12 protein-coding genes and 1 pseudogene are annotated in these 15,039 nt (G+C 66.5%); 6 read left to right on the top strand and 7 right to left on the bottom strand.

What is annotated here, in order from left to right; translation table 11 throughout:
* Nucleotides 1-28 precede the first annotated feature (28 nt).
* From E8L99_RS03910 to E8L99_RS03885, 6 genes are all read right to left on the bottom strand, one after another.
* Nucleotides 29-832, bottom strand: coding sequence for an FTR1 family iron permease (locus E8L99_RS03910; protein WP_137098314.1), 804 nt, complete (start codon nt 830-832; stop codon nt 29-31).
* Between the two features lie 137 nt (nt 833-969).
* Nucleotides 970-1,827 (bottom strand): peptide chain release factor N(5)-glutamine methyltransferase, encoded by an 858-nt coding sequence (prmC, locus tag E8L99_RS03905; protein ID WP_137098313.1) that lies wholly within the window; start codon nt 1,825-1,827, stop codon nt 970-972.
* Nucleotides 1,824-2,900 carry a peptide chain release factor 1 gene (prfA, locus tag E8L99_RS03900; protein ID WP_137098312.1) on the bottom strand — a complete coding sequence of 359 codons (1,077 nt, stop codon included), beginning with the start codon at nt 2,898-2,900 and terminating at the stop codon, nt 1,824-1,826. Before prfA ends, prmC begins: the two co-directional genes overlap by 4 nt.
* Complete coding sequence (gene ptsP, locus E8L99_RS03895; protein WP_137101944.1) at nt 2,900-5,167, bottom strand: phosphoenolpyruvate--protein phosphotransferase; 2,268 nt, start codon at nt 5,165-5,167, stop codon at nt 2,900-2,902. The genes prfA and ptsP overlap by 1 nt, the downstream gene beginning before the upstream one ends.
* A gap of 162 nt (nt 5,168-5,329) precedes the next feature.
* Entirely contained in the window at nt 5,330-6,232 is a 903-nt protein-coding gene (locus tag E8L99_RS03890) for a dienelactone hydrolase family protein (RefSeq protein WP_137098311.1), read from the bottom strand.
* A gap of 68 nt (nt 6,233-6,300) precedes the next feature.
* The gene (locus E8L99_RS03885) at nt 6,301-7,539 is read right to left on the bottom strand and encodes an aspartate kinase (protein ID WP_137098310.1); all 1,239 of its coding nucleotides are present in this window, start codon (nt 7,537-7,539) and stop codon (nt 6,301-6,303) included.
* Nucleotides 7,540-7,673: 134 nt separating this feature from the next.
* On the opposite strand from E8L99_RS03885, the gene ubiG reads away from it, so the two are divergent.
* The 3 genes from ubiG (at nt 7,674) to E8L99_RS03870 (ending at nt 10,650) form a co-directional block, all read left to right on the top strand.
* Complete coding sequence (ubiG, locus tag E8L99_RS03880) at nt 7,674-8,411, top strand: bifunctional 2-polyprenyl-6-hydroxyphenol methylase/3-demethylubiquinol 3-O-methyltransferase UbiG (protein ID WP_137098309.1); 738 nt, start codon at nt 7,674-7,676, stop codon at nt 8,409-8,411.
* A 568-nt stretch (nt 8,412-8,979) separates the two neighbouring features.
* Complete coding sequence (locus E8L99_RS03875) at nt 8,980-9,195, top strand: cold-shock protein (protein ID WP_137098308.1); 216 nt, start codon at nt 8,980-8,982, stop codon at nt 9,193-9,195.
* Between the two features lie 234 nt (nt 9,196-9,429).
* Nucleotides 9,430-10,650, top strand: a complete 1,221-nt coding sequence (locus tag E8L99_RS03870; protein ID WP_137101943.1) for a ubiquinone biosynthesis hydroxylase — start codon at nt 9,430-9,432, stop codon at nt 10,648-10,650.
* A 5-nt stretch (nt 10,651-10,655) separates the two neighbouring features.
* On the opposite strand, the gene E8L99_RS03865 is transcribed toward E8L99_RS03870, so the two are convergent.
* The gene (locus E8L99_RS03865; protein ID WP_137098307.1) at nt 10,656-11,186 is read right to left on the bottom strand and encodes a gamma-glutamylcyclotransferase; all 531 of its coding nucleotides are present in this window, start codon (nt 11,184-11,186) and stop codon (nt 10,656-10,658) included.
* An 88-nt stretch (nt 11,187-11,274) separates the two neighbouring features.
* On the opposite strand from E8L99_RS03865, the gene E8L99_RS03860 reads away from it, so the two are divergent.
* The 3 genes and pseudogenes from E8L99_RS03860 to atzF all read left to right on the top strand — a co-directional run bounded on the left by E8L99_RS03860 (nt 11,275) and on the right by atzF (nt 15,021).
* Complete coding sequence (locus tag E8L99_RS03860; protein WP_168201560.1) at nt 11,275-12,267, top strand: DUF2125 domain-containing protein; 993 nt, start codon at nt 11,275-11,277, stop codon at nt 12,265-12,267.
* The gene (locus tag E8L99_RS03855; RefSeq protein ID WP_137098305.1) at nt 12,264-12,959 is read left to right on the top strand and encodes a GntR family transcriptional regulator; all 696 of its coding nucleotides are present in this window, start codon (nt 12,264-12,266) and stop codon (nt 12,957-12,959) included. Before E8L99_RS03860 ends, E8L99_RS03855 begins: the two co-directional genes overlap by 4 nt.
* Nucleotides 12,960-13,222: 263 nt before the next feature.
* Nucleotides 13,223-15,021, top strand: a pseudogene (gene atzF, locus E8L99_RS03850) (allophanate hydrolase).
* The last annotated feature ends 18 nt before the right edge of the window (nt 15,022-15,039 follow it).

Genomic DNA, 15,039 nt, shown 5'->3' with positions numbered 1-15,039 from the left:
AGGCAAGCTGACATCCGCCTGACGAATGTCAGGGCGTGGCGGCTGCACCGGCCGGGCGATGCCGCAGCATGGCAAGGGCAAGTCCGGCGAGAGCCAGGGCGATGATCACGAGCTGGATGCCGATGGCCTCCCAGCTCGGATTCATCCCGGCATCGATCGCCCATTGCGGCACATCGGCCGGGTGAACGTCGATGATCGCCTGTTCCTGGAACTCCTGTACGGCGCTGCCGATAAATTTCAGGCCCATCAGGAACAGGAATGCCGAGGTTACGAGGAAGACCGGCTTCAGCGGCAAGCGCACAGCCACCCATTCGATGACGACAAAGACAACCATCAACAGGACCGTGGCGCCGAGGAGACCAGCCAGCAAGGCGGCCGACCAGCCACCATTGGTCTTGGCCAGGGCGTGAAGAAACAGCACCGTCTCGGCGCCCTCGCGGAACACCGCGAGAAAAGCGAGCAGCGAGAATGACATGGCTGAGCCTGTGGCGATCGCCCGGCCGGCAGCCTCATTGAGGTCTGCCTGCCAGCGACGCGGGTCCTGGCGCAGCAGCAGCCATCCGCTGACATAGAACATCAGCCCGGCCGCGACGATCATCACCACGCCCTCGACGCGGTCGTCATGGGCGCCGCCGAACCAGGTCTCGAACACCCAGGCGGCGATCAGGCTTGCGACGATCGCTGCGGCAACGCCGACATAGAGCATGGGCACACGCGCGGATTCGCCGGCGCGGCGCAAGAAGGCCGCCAGCGCGGCGACGACCAGGAGCGCTTCGAGACCTTCCCGGAGCAGGATGGAGCCGCTTTGCAGGGCGATGGACCAGCCGTTCATGTCGGAACTCCCCGAATGATTGGCCGCAGACCTACCGCCGCATGAGACCCGGCGCAAGGTCAGATCGCGAAAACGTGTATTAAATCAGTAGTTTAGGATGATTCCAGACTGATGTTTGGCTGACTTGCGTCCAGGTGTCAGCCGCGGCCGAGGGTCAACGCGCGCGGAATGCCATTGAGATCGGACCTCAGGCCGCGGACCGTCAGTCCGCTGGTCCGCGCGATCCGCGCGACATCGCCTGCCTGCCCGATGCCGAGTTCGAGCAGCACATGGCCACCGTCTGCCAGCAGCATGGCGGACTGCTGAACAATCACTCGGTAGGCATCCAGCCCATCGTCGCCGCCATCCAGGGCGAGGCGGGGGTCATGATCGCGGACCTCGGGTGCCAGCGTCTCGCAGACCCGACTTGGAATGTAGGGCGGGTTTGAGACAATCAGGTCGAAGGGGCCGGCGAGGCCGGCCGCCCAGTCTCCCACGTGAAAGACCGAGCGCGAGGCGAGGCCAAGCGCACGGGCATTGGCGCGTGCGGCCTCGATGGCCCGTTCGGCGGCGTCGATGCCGACGCCGTTGTCGCTCGAGCGGTTGGACAGGATTGCCAGCAGCAGGGTTCCAGGACCCGTGCCGAGGTCAAGGATGCGCGCCGGACGGTCGGCGGGCAGCACGTCGAGAGCGACCTCGATCAAAGTTTCGGTGTCAGGCCGCGGCACCAGGCAGGCTTCGTTGAGCTGGAAATCGAGACCGTGAAATTCACGACTGCCGATGATCCGGGCCATCGGCTCATGGGCGCTCCGGCGGGTTACAAGCTCGCCGAGCCGGACAGCCTCATCCGCACCGAGCGGGACCTCGGCGGCTGATCCAGGAAGGGCTGGATCGATGCCGCAAGCCATGCGCACGAGCAGGCGAGCGTCGATCTCGGCTTCGTCCGAACCTAGCCGTGCCAGATGATCGGCAACCCAGCGGCGCGCGCTGCGCGGCGACAGGCCTTCGGGAATCATGCCGCGTTCTCAAGTGCCAGCAGGGTCGCCTGATGGTCGGCAACGAGGGCGTCGATGATCTCGCCGAGCGCAGTTCCGGCCACGATCTCCGGCAACTTGTAGAGCGTCAGCTCGATGCGATGGTCGGTGACCCGGCCTTGCGGAAAATTGTAGGTCCGGATGCGCTCGGACCTGTCGCCGGAGCCCACCTGCAGGCGCCGGTCGGCGGCGCGACCGGCATCGAGGCGCTGGCGCTCGGCGTCGAAGATGCGCGAGCGCAGGATCGCCATGGCGCGCGCCTTGTTCTTGTGTTGCGAGCGCTCGTCCTGAACCAGCACGACTGTGTTGGTCGGGATATGGGTGATGCGGACCGCAGATTCGGTCTTGTTGACGTGCTGGCCGCCGGCGCCCTGGGCGCGCATGACGTCGATCCGGAGGTCGTCGTCATGGATCGGGACATCGACCTCCTCGGCCTCGGGCAGAACGGCGACGGTTGCGGCCGAGGTATGGATACGCCCGCCGGATTCGGTTGCCGGCACGCGCTGGACGCGATGCACGCCGCTTTCGAATTTCAGCCGCGCATAGGCGCCGGTGCCGCGGATCTCGGCGACGATTTCCTTGAAGCCGCCGACCGTGCCTTCGCTTGCCGAGATCAGCTCGACCGTCCAACCCTGGAGGGCGGCATAGCGCTCATACATGCGGTAGAGATCGCCCGCGAACAGCGAGGCCTCGTCACCACCGGTACCGGCGCGGATTTCCAGAATGACGTTCTTGGCGTCGGCGGCATCCTTGGGCAGCAGCGCGACGCGGAGATCGGACTCCATCGCTGCGATCCTGGCCTCCACCGCGGGCTTTTCGCCATGGGCAAGCGCCAGCATGTCGGCGTCGGTCGCGGGGTCGGCGATCATCTGTTCGAGGTCGGTCCGCTCGCGCTCGGCGGCACGCCAGGCCTCGATCGCCTCGACGACCGGGCTGAGCTCAGAGAACTCGCGCGACAGCGCGACATAGCGCTCGCCCTCCACGCCGGCGGCGAGTTCGGCCTCGACGAGGGCGCGACGCGCCACGAGCGCTTCCAGCTTGGCGATCGGCAGCATCAGAGAGAAACGCCTTCGGCTTCGGCGAATTCACGCAGAACGGTGCGGATCGACTGACCGGGCCTTGGCTGGTCGATCATCGGGGCGAGCAGGGCCTGCAGCTTGCCGAGATCGAGATCGAGGATCATCGACTTGACCGGTCCCATGGCCGCTGGCGACAGCGACAGCGAACGATAGCCGAGGCCGGCCAGAGCCATGGCCTCGAGGGGACGGGAGGCGAGCTCGCCGCAGAGCGTAACCAGCTTGCCGTATTCCTGGCCCTTCATCGCGAGTGAGCGGAGGGCGCGCAGGATCGGCGGCGAGAGCACGTCGAACCGGTTGGCGACCCGGTTGTTGCCGCGGTCGACTGCAAACAGGAACTGCACGAGATCATTGGAGCCGACCGACAGGAAGTCGACCTTGGGGAACAGTTCATCGAGCTGGAACAACAGCGCGGGCACCTCCACCATGGCGCCGATATGGACCCGCTCGGGCATCCGGTAATCGTGGCGCCTGAGATGCGTCAGCTCGCGCTCGACGATGGCCTTGGCCTCGTCGAACTCCTCGATGGCCGCCACCATCGGGAACATGATGCGGACCTCGCGGCCGGCGCCGGCGCGCAGCATGGCGCGCACCTGGCTGCGCAAGAGGCCGGGACGGTCGAGCCCGAGGCGGATCGCCCGCCAGCCGAGCGCCGGGTTCTCCTCCTGGATCACGTCCATATAGGGCAGCACCTTGTCGCCGCCGATGTCGAGCGTGCGGAAGGTGACGGGCCGGCTGCCGGCCGCGTCCAGGACCTTGCGATAGAGATCGAGCTGCTCTGCGGTGCGGGGCAGCGAATTGGCCACCATGAACTGCAACTCGGTGCGGAACAGGCCGATGCCGGAGGCGCCGGTCTCCTCGATGAAGGGGAGATCGACCATAAGGCCGGCATTGAGGTTGAGCTTGACCTCCACACCGTCCCTGGTCACCGCCGCCTTGTCGCGGATCGCGGCATATTGGGCCTGCCGGCGGGCACGGAAGCGCACCTTCTCCGCATAGGCATTCTCGACGTCGGCGGTCGGGCGGAGGTGAACCTCGCCGGTCATGCCGTCGATGATCACGGCGTCGCCCGGATCGGCGAGGCTGGTGGCATTCTCGATCTGGCCGACGGTCGGGATGCCGAGCGACCGGGCGACGATCGCGACATGGCTGGTCGCGCCACCTTCCTCCAGCACAAGGCCGCGCAGCTTGGAGCGGTCATAGTCCAGCAGCGAAGCCGGGCCCATGTGACGGGCAACGACGATGGCGTTGTCGGGCAGGTCTTCGCGCCCGGCGGGGCTTTTCTCGCCGGTCAGCTGGCGCATCAGGCGGTTGGCCAGATCGTCGAGATCGTGCAGCCGCTCCCGCAGATAGGGATCGGTCTGGCGCATCATGCGGGCGCGGTTGTCCGACTGCACGCGCTCGACGGCGGCCTCCGCGGTCAGGCCTGTGCCGATCGCTTCCTTCAATCGCCGGACGAAGCCGCGATCATGGGCGAACATGCGATAGGCTTCGAGGATGTCCCGGTGCTCGCCGCCGCGCGCGACATCCTCGCTCTCCAGCATGTCGTCGATCTCGGCGCGCAGCGCGTCGATGGCCGTCTCCAGCCGGACAATCTCCTTGTTGGGATCATCGGCGATCAGCATCTTCACCGCGATGCGCGGTTCGTGCAGCACGACATGGCCAAGGCCGACACCGTCGGCAAGGCCTTCGCCGGCGAGCCTCAGCGGGCGGCGGGCGGCCGGCTCCTGGCCGGGTAAGGCGAGCGCGGAGAGCTCGCCGGAGGCGATCATCTCGGCCAGAACCATTGAGGTGGTCTGGAGCGCCTCGACCTCGTCTTCCTCGTAGCGCCGGTGGGCGCGGTTCTGCACGACGAGCACGCCCAGCGTGTTGCCGCCGCGCAGGATCGGCACGCCGAGGAAGGAGTGGAAGATCTCTTCGCCCGTCTCCGGCTTGTAGGAGAAGGCCGGATGTTCCTGGGCGTCGGAGAGGTTCAGCGACTCGGCCGTCTGGGCAACCTGGCCGACGAGGCCTTCACCCGCCCGCATGACGGTCTGGTGGACGGCCTCGCGATTTAGGCCCTGGGTCGCATAGAGCTCGAGCGTGCTGTCAACGCGCAGCACATAGACCGAGCACACCTCGGCCACCATGTTGGCCGCGATGAGAACGACGATCTTGTCCAGGCGATCCTGTGCCGATACCTGCTCGGCCATCACCTCCCGCAGGCGACGGAGCAGAAGGCGCGGACCGCCGAAGGCGCTACGCATCGGCATGGTCACGATCTGGGCATGACGCCCGGTTCACTTGCATCTGGAACGACGGGCCCCCCGTCGCGAGACTCACCATTAAGGTCCGCGTGCCGGTTTGCAAAGTCCGCAGCTGTGCGGTCGGTTCCCGTGACCCGCGAATGCCGGCCTCGATCGCCCAGGTCATGGCGCCGTGCGCTGCAGATGCTGGGCCAGGAAGTCCCTGACGCGGCCGCGGGCATCGGCCCAGGCTGCGGCATTGCCGCCGATTGTTGCGCCGCGCCCGCCGGGGACGTTGGCGTTCATGCGGTTGGGGTTGAATCGGACGGGTGCTGCGCTGTCGAACGAATGGTGGGCGTCCGGATAGACCTGGATCTCGACAGGCTCGCCGGCGGCCTTCGCCCTGTTCACCATCTGGCGGCATGGCTCGGCCGGGGTCCAGTCATCGCGTTCGCCCGTCAGAATCAGCAGGGGAGCAAGCGAACGGAAGACGCCGCTATAGCTCGAAATAGGCGCTCCTGCGCCGCCGTCGCGAAGGACCCGCCAATCGCCATAGGCCGGTCCGCAGCCGGGATAGAGCGCGATGGCCGCTGCAAAGCGCGGCCCGGGACGAACGCTGTTGGCCGGCCCGGCCACAATGGACGCGAGTGTCGTTGATCCGCCGTGAGAGCCGCCCATCACGGCAATCCGCTTCGGATCGACAAATGGCAGCGCCGCTACATGGTCCAGGGCCGCATAGGCATCGGCGACGCGGATCCTGGGCGCCACGGCGCCACGATCGGGTTCCGTGCAGACACCGCTGACGAAGCCGCGGGTGGAAAAGCTGTCGGGCCAGATCGTCACATAGCCCAGGCGGTTCAGCAGGGAAGACCAGCGCCAAGGCGCGCCTGACGATCCCGGTCCAAGCCCCGAACAGTCGTGCAGGATAACAACGGCGGGGAAAGGCCCTTCGCCCGCGGGCTTGGCGAGGGTGAAGGGAATGTCCAGCCCATCGGCGGCGGCGCGTTCTGCGACGCAGGCGACCAGCACCAGAACGGACAGGATCCGCGCCAGACGCATGGCGATGAAACAAGGATGCCAGGTCATCGGATGCCCGCGCAAGGATCGATGGAGCTAGCGCGGTGAGGCGGGCCCCGGCAAGCCGGGGCCTTTCCTCACGCGGCCTTGTCGAGACCGTAGAGCGAGTGCAGCGTGCGGGCGGCAAGCTCGGTATAGGCGGCGTCGATCAGCACCGAGAACTTGATTTCCGACGTCGTGATGGCGCGGATGTTGATGCCCTTCTCGGACAGCGCCTTGAAGGCCTTGGCCGCGACGCCCGCATGGCTGCGCATGCCGACGCCGATGCACGAGACCTTGACCACATCGGAGGCCGTCTCCAGCGCCTTGTAGCCGATGCTGTCCTTGGCTTCGGAGAGAACCTTGCGCGCGCGGTCCAGCTCGGCGCCCGGGCAGGTGAAGGTGATGTCGGTGGTGGCGCCGTCGGACGAGACGTTCTGCACGATCATGTCGACGTTGATATTGGCATCAGCCAGCGGGCCGAAGATCGCCGCGGCAACGCCGGGCTTGTCGGCGACGGCGCGAACGCTCACCTGAGCCTCGTCCTTGGAGAAGGCGATGCCGGTGACGACCTGCTTTTCCACGATTTCCTCCTCGTCGCAGATGAGAGTGCCTAGTTGCGGGTTTTCGGGATCGTCGAACGACGAGCGCACATAGGTGCGCACGCCGTGGACCATCGAGAGTTCGACGGAGCGGACCTGCAGCACCTTGGAGCCGAGGGATGCCATTTCCAGCATTTCCTCGAAGCCGACCTTGTCGAGGCGCTTGGCCTTCGGAACGATGCGCGGGTCAGTGGTGTAGACGCCATCGACGTCGGTGTAGATGTCGCAGCGCTCGGCCTTGATGGCCGCGGCAATGGCGACAGCTGACGTGTCCGAGCCACCGCGGCCCAGCGTGGTTATGCGGTTGGTCTCGCGGTCGACGCCCTGGAAGCCGGAGATGACCGCGACCTCGCCATTCGCGAAGGCGGCATCGAGATTGGCCGAGGGGATATCGGCGATGCGAGCGACCGAATGGGCGGAATCGGTGATCAGCGGGATCTGCCAACCCTGCCAGGAGCGGGCCTTGATGCCCATCTGGTTCAGCACGATGGCCAGCAAGCCCGACGTGACCTGTTCGCCCGAGGCAACCACGGTGTCGTATTCGGCGAGGTCGTAGAAGGCATCGCCCTCCTTGCACCAACCGACCAGCTCATTGGTCTTGCCGGACATGGCGGAAACCACGACGGCGACCTGATAGCCCGCCTCCACTTCACGTTTGACGTGGCGCGCGACGTTCTTGATGCGGTCGACATTGGCGACGGAGGTTCCGCCGAACTTCATCACGAGACGGGGCATGGTATCTTGACGGCTTCCGGCGCCTCGCGGCGCCTCCTGGATAAAAAGGCGCGTATGCATAACGACCGATCGGGGGTATGGCAACGCGTGCGCGCCCGCTTGCGACCGATCATGCCATCCGGACCGGTGAACCAATGACCGCCCAGACCCTCGACGCCGCTGAAATCGAAAAGTTCTCGCGCCTTGCCGCCGAATGGTGGAACCCCAAGGGGAAGATGGGCGTGCTGCACAAGTTTAACCCCGTCCGGCTCGCCTATATTCGCGACCAGGCGGCGGCGGTCTTCGCCCGCGATCCGCGCTCGCTGACGCCGCTTACGGGTCTGCGGGTGCTGGATATCGGTTGCGGCGGCGGTCTGCTCTGCGAACCGATTGCCCGTATGGGCGCCGATGTGGTGGGGGCAGATCCCGCTCGCACCAATATCGAGACGGCAAAGCTCCACGCGCAGCAGTCCGGCATTGCCGTCGACTATCGCTGCACCACGGCGGAAGACCTCGACGCGAGCGGAGAGCGGTTCGATATCGTGCTCGCGATGGAAGTGGTAGAGCATGTCGCCGATGTCGATCTGTTCGTGAAGACCTGCTGCGCGATGGTGAAGCCCGGTGGGCTTTTGGTCATGGCGACGATCAACCGGACGCTGAAGAGCTATGCGCTGGCCATTGTCGGTGCCGAATATGTGCTGCGATGGCTGCCGCGCGGGACGCACGAATGGGATCGCTTTGTAACGCCGGCCGAGCTTGCCGGCGCCATCGAGCAATCCGGGCTCGTTGTCAGTGACCGTATGGGTGTCTGGTACAATCTGCTGCGGGATGCCTGGCAGACGACATCGGACCTCGACGTCAACTACATGCTGGTCGCCCGCCGCTCGGCCTGACCGATAGGCCGCAGCATCCGCGCTTGGAGCCGGCGGCGGCGGGTGGTAAATTCACTTCATGCGCCGATCGGGCCTGCTCCTCGTTGCGTCCGTGCTGGCCGGGTCGGCTATGGCCGAGACCGGGGAGGCGCCGCGTCGCCAACCCTTCACGCCCGGGCCGCCCGTGACACTGCCGGCCTGCACTTGCCGCGCCGCCGGGCAGGACTGGACAATCGGTCAGACAATCTGTCTGCGAACCCCATCCGGGGAGCGCCTGGCGATCTGCACGACCGACGAGAATGTCACGTCATGGCGTATATCCAGCGTGCCCTGCGCCCAGTCTTCTTTGGAGCCCAGAGAAACGACTCCCTTGACGCTACGAAAACTTACGTCAATCGGCGATAAAGGGACTGTGCATCGCCGATTTTCCGAGTTACGCTTTTCCTCGGCTCTCAGGTTCGGGCGGCAAGGACCTGGCGGCGGCTAGGTCTCGTGAGGGGGGCCGAAACCACGCGGATATTCCTGGTCCGGAGCCCGGCAGGTTCGCAATCGTGCGGAACCGGCAGTGCATTCGGAAAGGCTGACCGGCATGTCGATGACGGGTACCGTCAAATTCTTCAATACTGAAAAAGGCTACGGCTTCATCAAGCCGGACGACGGGGGCAAGGACATCTTCGTCCACATCTCGGCCGTCCAGCGCTCGGGGCTTGCAAGTCTCGCCGAGGGTCAAAAGCTCTCGTTCGAACTTGAGCCCGACAAGCGCGGCAAGGGGCCGAAAGCCGTCAATCTCGCCGTCAGCTCCTGAGCGGCAGCGGACGATATCATCTGGTCGCGCAGTGTTCTGCGCGGCATGACGGATTCCGCCATTGTCTCCAATGTCATGCAACGGGCGTGTCTTTAGGCCCGGCAGTGAATCGCGGCGTTGATCCGCGTCAAATCGGAGATGCGTGACGCGATCCAGGCGTTTGGCGCGACCATTTGGGGCCTCGCCAGGCTGGCCGGTTTCGGCTAGACCGCCGCCATGACCGACTTGCCGTCCATGCCGCGCCGCGCGGATGTCGTGATCGCCGGAGCGGGGCTTGCCGGCCTGTCGCTCGCTGTCGTGCTCAAACATGCGCTGGGTCCGACATTTCGCATCGTCGTGACCGACCCGGTCCTTGCCGAGGCCCCGAAACCGGATGGACGCGCCTCTGCCTTCGCGGTGGCAGGTTGCCGTATGTTCGAGGCAGTGGGAGCCTGGGATGCGATCGCCCCTGAGGCCCAGCCGATCATCGACATGGTTGTGACCGACAGCCGGACCACGGATGTCGTGCGGCCCATCTTCCTGACATTCGATGGCGAGGTCGCGCCCGGCGAGCCGTTCGCCCACATGATCCCGAATGTCGCGGTGACCACGGCGCTATGGCACCGGGCCCGCGACCTGGGTGTCGAATTGCTGGCCGTCGGCATGGAAGAGGTTCAGGCCTCGCCTGGTGGCGCGACCGTCCGTCTCGCCGATGGAGGCTCGATCGAGACGTCGCTGGTTGCCGCCTGCGATGGCGCCCGGTCGCGCTTGCGCGAGGCCGCCGGCATTCAGACCGTCGGCTGGGGTTATGATCAGTCGGGTATCGTCTGCACTGTCGCCCACGAATATGACCATGGCGGCCGGGCCGAGGAGCATTTCCTGCCAGCCGGGCCCTTCGCCATCCTGCCGATGACCGGGCGCCGGTCGTCGATTGTCTGGACCGAGGAGACCGCGCGCGCCGAGCGGCTCTGCGCGTTGCCGCGCGTGCTGTTCCAGGACGAACTGGAGAGCCGCTTCGGTTTCAAGCTCGGCACGGTGGAGGTGCTGGACCAGCCGCGCGCCTATCCGCTGCGCTTGCAGGTCGCCCGCAGCTTCGTGGCCGATCGTCTGGCCCTGCTGGCGGATGCGGCCCATGTGATCCATCCAATCGCCGGCCAGGGCATCAATCTGGGCTTCCGCGACATCGCGGCGTTGGCCGAGTGCATCGCCGATGCCGCGCGCCTCGGGCTCGATGTCGGCAGCCCCGACGTGCTCGACCGCTATCAGCGGTGGCGCCGTTTCGACACCGTGCTGATGGGCGCGACCACCGATGGGCTCAACCGGTTGTTCTCAAACGGATCCGACCCGCTGCGCTTCGTGCGCGATCTGGGCCTGGGGCTGGTCGATCGCATGCCGGGCCTGAAGCGGTTCTTCATTCGTCAGGCAGCCGGCATCACAGGCGACGTGCCGCGCTTGCTCAAGGGCGAGGCGCTCTAGCCGCCTCAGAGCCTGGACGCGAGCCAGTGCAGTCCGGCATCGCGGAAGCCGAATTCCTCGATCGCAGCGACGGTGTTGCGGACATATTCGGGGTTGGGGCCCGAATGGCCGTGGCCCGATCGGATGAAGTGCAATTGCTCCTCGGGGGACAGGCGCCCGGCATATTGTGCATGCCCCCGGTCGATGATGTAGGTGAGGGCGCGCACCCGCGGCTCGCCTGGCACCGCCAGGGTAACCATGCGTTCCACCTCGACATAGACAGAGGTCACCTGTTCGCGCTCGCGCAGATAGGCGATGGTGGCCTCGCGCTTGGCCTCCTCCACGCGGAATGCAATGCCGCGGCAGGCGCCGCCCCGGTCGAGCCCGAGTACCAGACCCGGCCGCTCCGGCGTGCCGCGGTGATAGTGGGAATAGACGCAGAGCGAGCGATGCAGCCCGATCAGACGGGCCTGATGGCGCTCGACGAAGTCGAAGCCGGGGCGCCACATCAGCGAGCCATAGCCGAAGACCCAAAGATCGCCGTTTTCACCGGTCATGCGGAGCGCTATCGACTGTAGGAGTTCCGAAGCCGGTTCTGGTATAGGTCCGGCCCTCGCGACGCAAGAACAACACCGGATGGTTCCGATGCCCCGACTGCGCACCATCATCCTGCCGATCCTGCTGATCGCCCTCCTGGTGGGGGGCTGGACAGGTGTCTGGCACTGGGGCTCCGGGCGGGCCGAGGAGGTCATCGAGCGCTGGCTGGCGAGCGAGGCGGCCAATGGGCGGGTGATCACCTGCGGCGAGCGCCGCAATGGCGGCTATCCGTTCCGCATGGAAATCACCTGCCTCAAGCCGGTGGTCGAGATGCGCGACGAGGCGCGGCCCTATCAGACCTATCGCTTCGAGCGGCTTCACGTGACGTCGCAGATCTGGAGCCCTGGTCATGTGATCGCCGAGGCGACGGGCCCGATGACCATGGCAAACGAGGCGGATGCCTCGGTCGTCACCGGCAACTGGCGGCTGGCACAGGCCTCCGCCCAGCTGAATATCGGCGGCTACGACAATTCGAGCTTCGTGCTCGACGATGTTGTCGTGACTCGCGACGGCGCACCCGTGCTCAAGGCCGTGCGGGGCGAGTTCCATACCAAGCCAAACCAGACCGACCCGCTCAGCGTCGACGTCGTCTCGAAGCTCACCGGTGCGGTGTTTGCGAGCCAGACTTCGCCGCCGGTTGATACCGAAGTGCAGCTCATTGCCCGCAAGCTGCTGCGGACCGCCAGCCGGCCGCAGCCTTTGCCGCCGCGGCAGTGGCAGGCGGCGGGCGGATCGATCGACCTCATCCTTCTCAGGATCGCGCAGGGCGACGCGCTCGGGCTGGCCAAGGGCACTCTGCGGCTGACCGCCGACGGTCGCCCCGACGGCCAGGTGGAGCTCAGGGTCGCCAATATCGAAAGCGCCCTTGAGGCCTCGGGCCTGCGCGCCTCACTCGGGCCGATTGCACTCGGTGCGGTGACCATGGCCAGTCGCCCGACCGATGTGGAGGGCCGGCCCGGCCGGCTGTTGACGCTGCGCGCCAGCGAAGGCCGGCTGCAGGTCGGGCCGCTGCGCCTTGGCCTGCCGGTGATCCTGCCATGAATGACGGTCCCTCCGTGATTGTCGCGCCACGCATCTCCCCGGTGAAGTCGACCCGTTCGGAAGAACTGCAGACCCGGCTCGCCGAGGCGATCGTCACCGGCCGCCTGCCGCCGGGCTCGGCGCTCGACGAGGTCCAGCTTGCGGCCGAATATTCGGTGTCGCGGACACCGGTGCGCGAGGCGCTGCGCCAATTGTCGTCGTCTGGTCTGGTGGAGATCCGTCCCCATCGCGGGGCGGTGGTGGCCAAGCCCGACCGCGCCCAGTTGACCGACATGTTCCTGGTCATGGGCGAACTTGAGGCGCTGTCGGCTGCGCTCTGTGCCGTCAACATGATCCGCTCCGACCGGCTCGCGCTCGAGAGCCTGCATCAGTCCATGTCGGCACTCGTGCGCGAAGGCGACCTGCCGGGCTACAGCGCCGCCAATGTCGAGTTTCACGTCGCCATCTATCGGGGTTCGGGCAATGCCTATCTCGCCGAGATGGCGTCCGCGACCCGGCGCAGGCTGGCGCCGTTCCGCCGGGCACAGTTCGAGGGCCGCGACCGCCTGGCCCACTCCCATCACGAACATGACGCGATCGTCCAGGCGATCCAGCGCGGCGATGGTGACCGTGCATCCTCGGCCATGCGGCAGCATATCGGGCTCTCGGCCAAGGCCTGGGATGTCCTCTCCCGCGCGCCGGCGCCTGTCTAAAGCTAGGCGTAATGATTAATTTGTAGGCATTAAATCATGATCACCGGCTTATTGCATACAATCGTGAGGGTCCCAGAGAGGCGGCTCCCCAGGCAGTCAATGTCGGGGCAAAGCGGCCGTCTGACCCACCAAAGTGCAAGAATCGGCCGTTTCTGACGTGATCGGGCCCGACTTCACCTGGCATCGATGCGCGGCAACACCGCCACCTGGCCGATTGGCATGGGCATTGCGAAGCACCTGGCGAACAAACGCGCGCCAGGGCCATGCCTGCATACCGAGTAACGATCAAGGATCTGCACGAAGCCTATGCCGGCGGCGGTGACCCGCAGGTAGCGGTGAAAGCTGCCTATGCGCGGCTCGCCTCGGTCGATGATCCCGGGATCTTCATTCATCTCGTGCCGCAGGCCGAGGCCTTGGCCGCCTGCGCAGCACTGCCACCCTACGATCCCGTGCGCTTTCCGCTCTGGGGCGTGCCCTTCGCGGTGAAGGACAATATCGATGTCGCGGGGCTGCCGACCACGGCCGCCTGTCCGGCCTTTGCCTACGTCCCCACGCGTTCGGCGACTGCCGTCGAGCGGTTGGTCGCGGCGGGCGCCATCGTCATGGGCAAGACCAATCTCGACCAGTTCGCGACGGGGCTTGTTGGCGTGCGGTCGCCCTATCCGGTGCCGCGCAATGCCATCGATCCCACGCGGGTTCCCGGCGGATCGAGTTCCGGCTCCGCGGTCGCCGTCGGGCAGGGCATCGTCGCCTTCTCTCTCGGCACAGACACGGCTGGTTCGGGGCGCGTGCCCGCTGCCCTCAATGACATTGTCGGTCTGAAGCCCTCGCTCGGTGCGGTCTCGACGCGCGGCGTGGTCCCTGCCTGCCGGACACTCGACTGCGTCTCGGTCTTTGCCCAGACGATCGAGGACGCCTTCCGCGTCTATGGCGTGATGCGCGGGTTCGACGCCGAGGATGCCTATTCCCGGCCGGTCGTGGACGACGAACCGTTCTCCGCCCGGCCGATCCGCCGTCTCGGCGTGCCGCGTGCTGCCGATCGGCTGTTCTTCGGCGATACCGCCATGACGTCGGCCTTCGACGCCGCCCTCAAGACGCTGCTGCCACGCGCCGAGAGCGTCATCGAGATCGACATGACGCCCTTCTTCGAGGTGGCGCGGCTGCTCTATGAAGGGCCCTGGGTTGCCGAGCGCCACGCCGCGATCCGCGACTTCATGGCGCGCTCGCCCGAGGCTCTGCATCCGGTGACAGCGGCCATCATCGGCAATGCGGGCAAGTTCAGCGCCACCGACGCCTTCCGGGCGCTGTACCGTCTCGCCGATCTGCGCCGCGCGGCCGAACCTGTCTGGCAGTCGATCGACGCACTCGTCGTCCCGACCAATCCGGTCTTCCCGACATTGGCCGATCTCGCCGCCGATCCGATCGGGCCGAACAGCCGGCTCGGGACCTACACCAATTTCGTCAACCTGATGGATCTGGCAGCGCTTGCCGTGCCCGGTCCCTGGCGGACGGACGGTCTTCCCGCCGGCGTCACGCTTGTGGGCCCGCGCGGCGCGGATGCCGCGCTTGCCGCCTTTGCCCTGCCTTTCGAACAAGCGCTGACCGACGGGCGATATGCCGCCCGTTCGGCCGCGGCCTGAGGAGACGTCGCGTGGACGATCTGATCGAAATCGTGGTTGTCGGTGCGCATCTCTCGGGCATGGCGCTGAACCATGAGTTGACCGCGCTCGGAGGCGTTCTTGTGCGCCCGGCCGCGACCACGGCCGACTATCGGCTCTACGCGCTGGCCGGTGGGCCGCCGAAGCGGCCGGGCCTGATCCGGGTCGCCGATGGCACGGGTGCGGCCATCGCCTGCGAGGTCTGGAGCCTTCCGGCCGCGGGCTTTGGCCGGTTCGTCGCCGGCATCCCGTCGCCACTCGGCATCGGCACGTTGCGGCTCGCCGATGGCACGCGGCCCAAGGGCTTCCTGGTGGAACCCGAAGGGCTCGTGGGCGCCGAGGAGATCACCGCGCATGGCGGCTGGCGCGCCTTCATCGCCCATCTCGCGGGCAAAGCCGCATGACCTTCACCAAGCATCGCA

The sequence above is a fragment of the Phreatobacter aquaticus genome, assembly GCF_005160265.1.
Taxonomy (GTDB): Bacteria; Pseudomonadota; Alphaproteobacteria; order Rhizobiales; family Phreatobacteraceae; genus Phreatobacter; species Phreatobacter aquaticus.
Note: the sequence above shows the minus strand (reverse complement) of the source record. Positions and strands in the feature narration are given on the sequence as shown.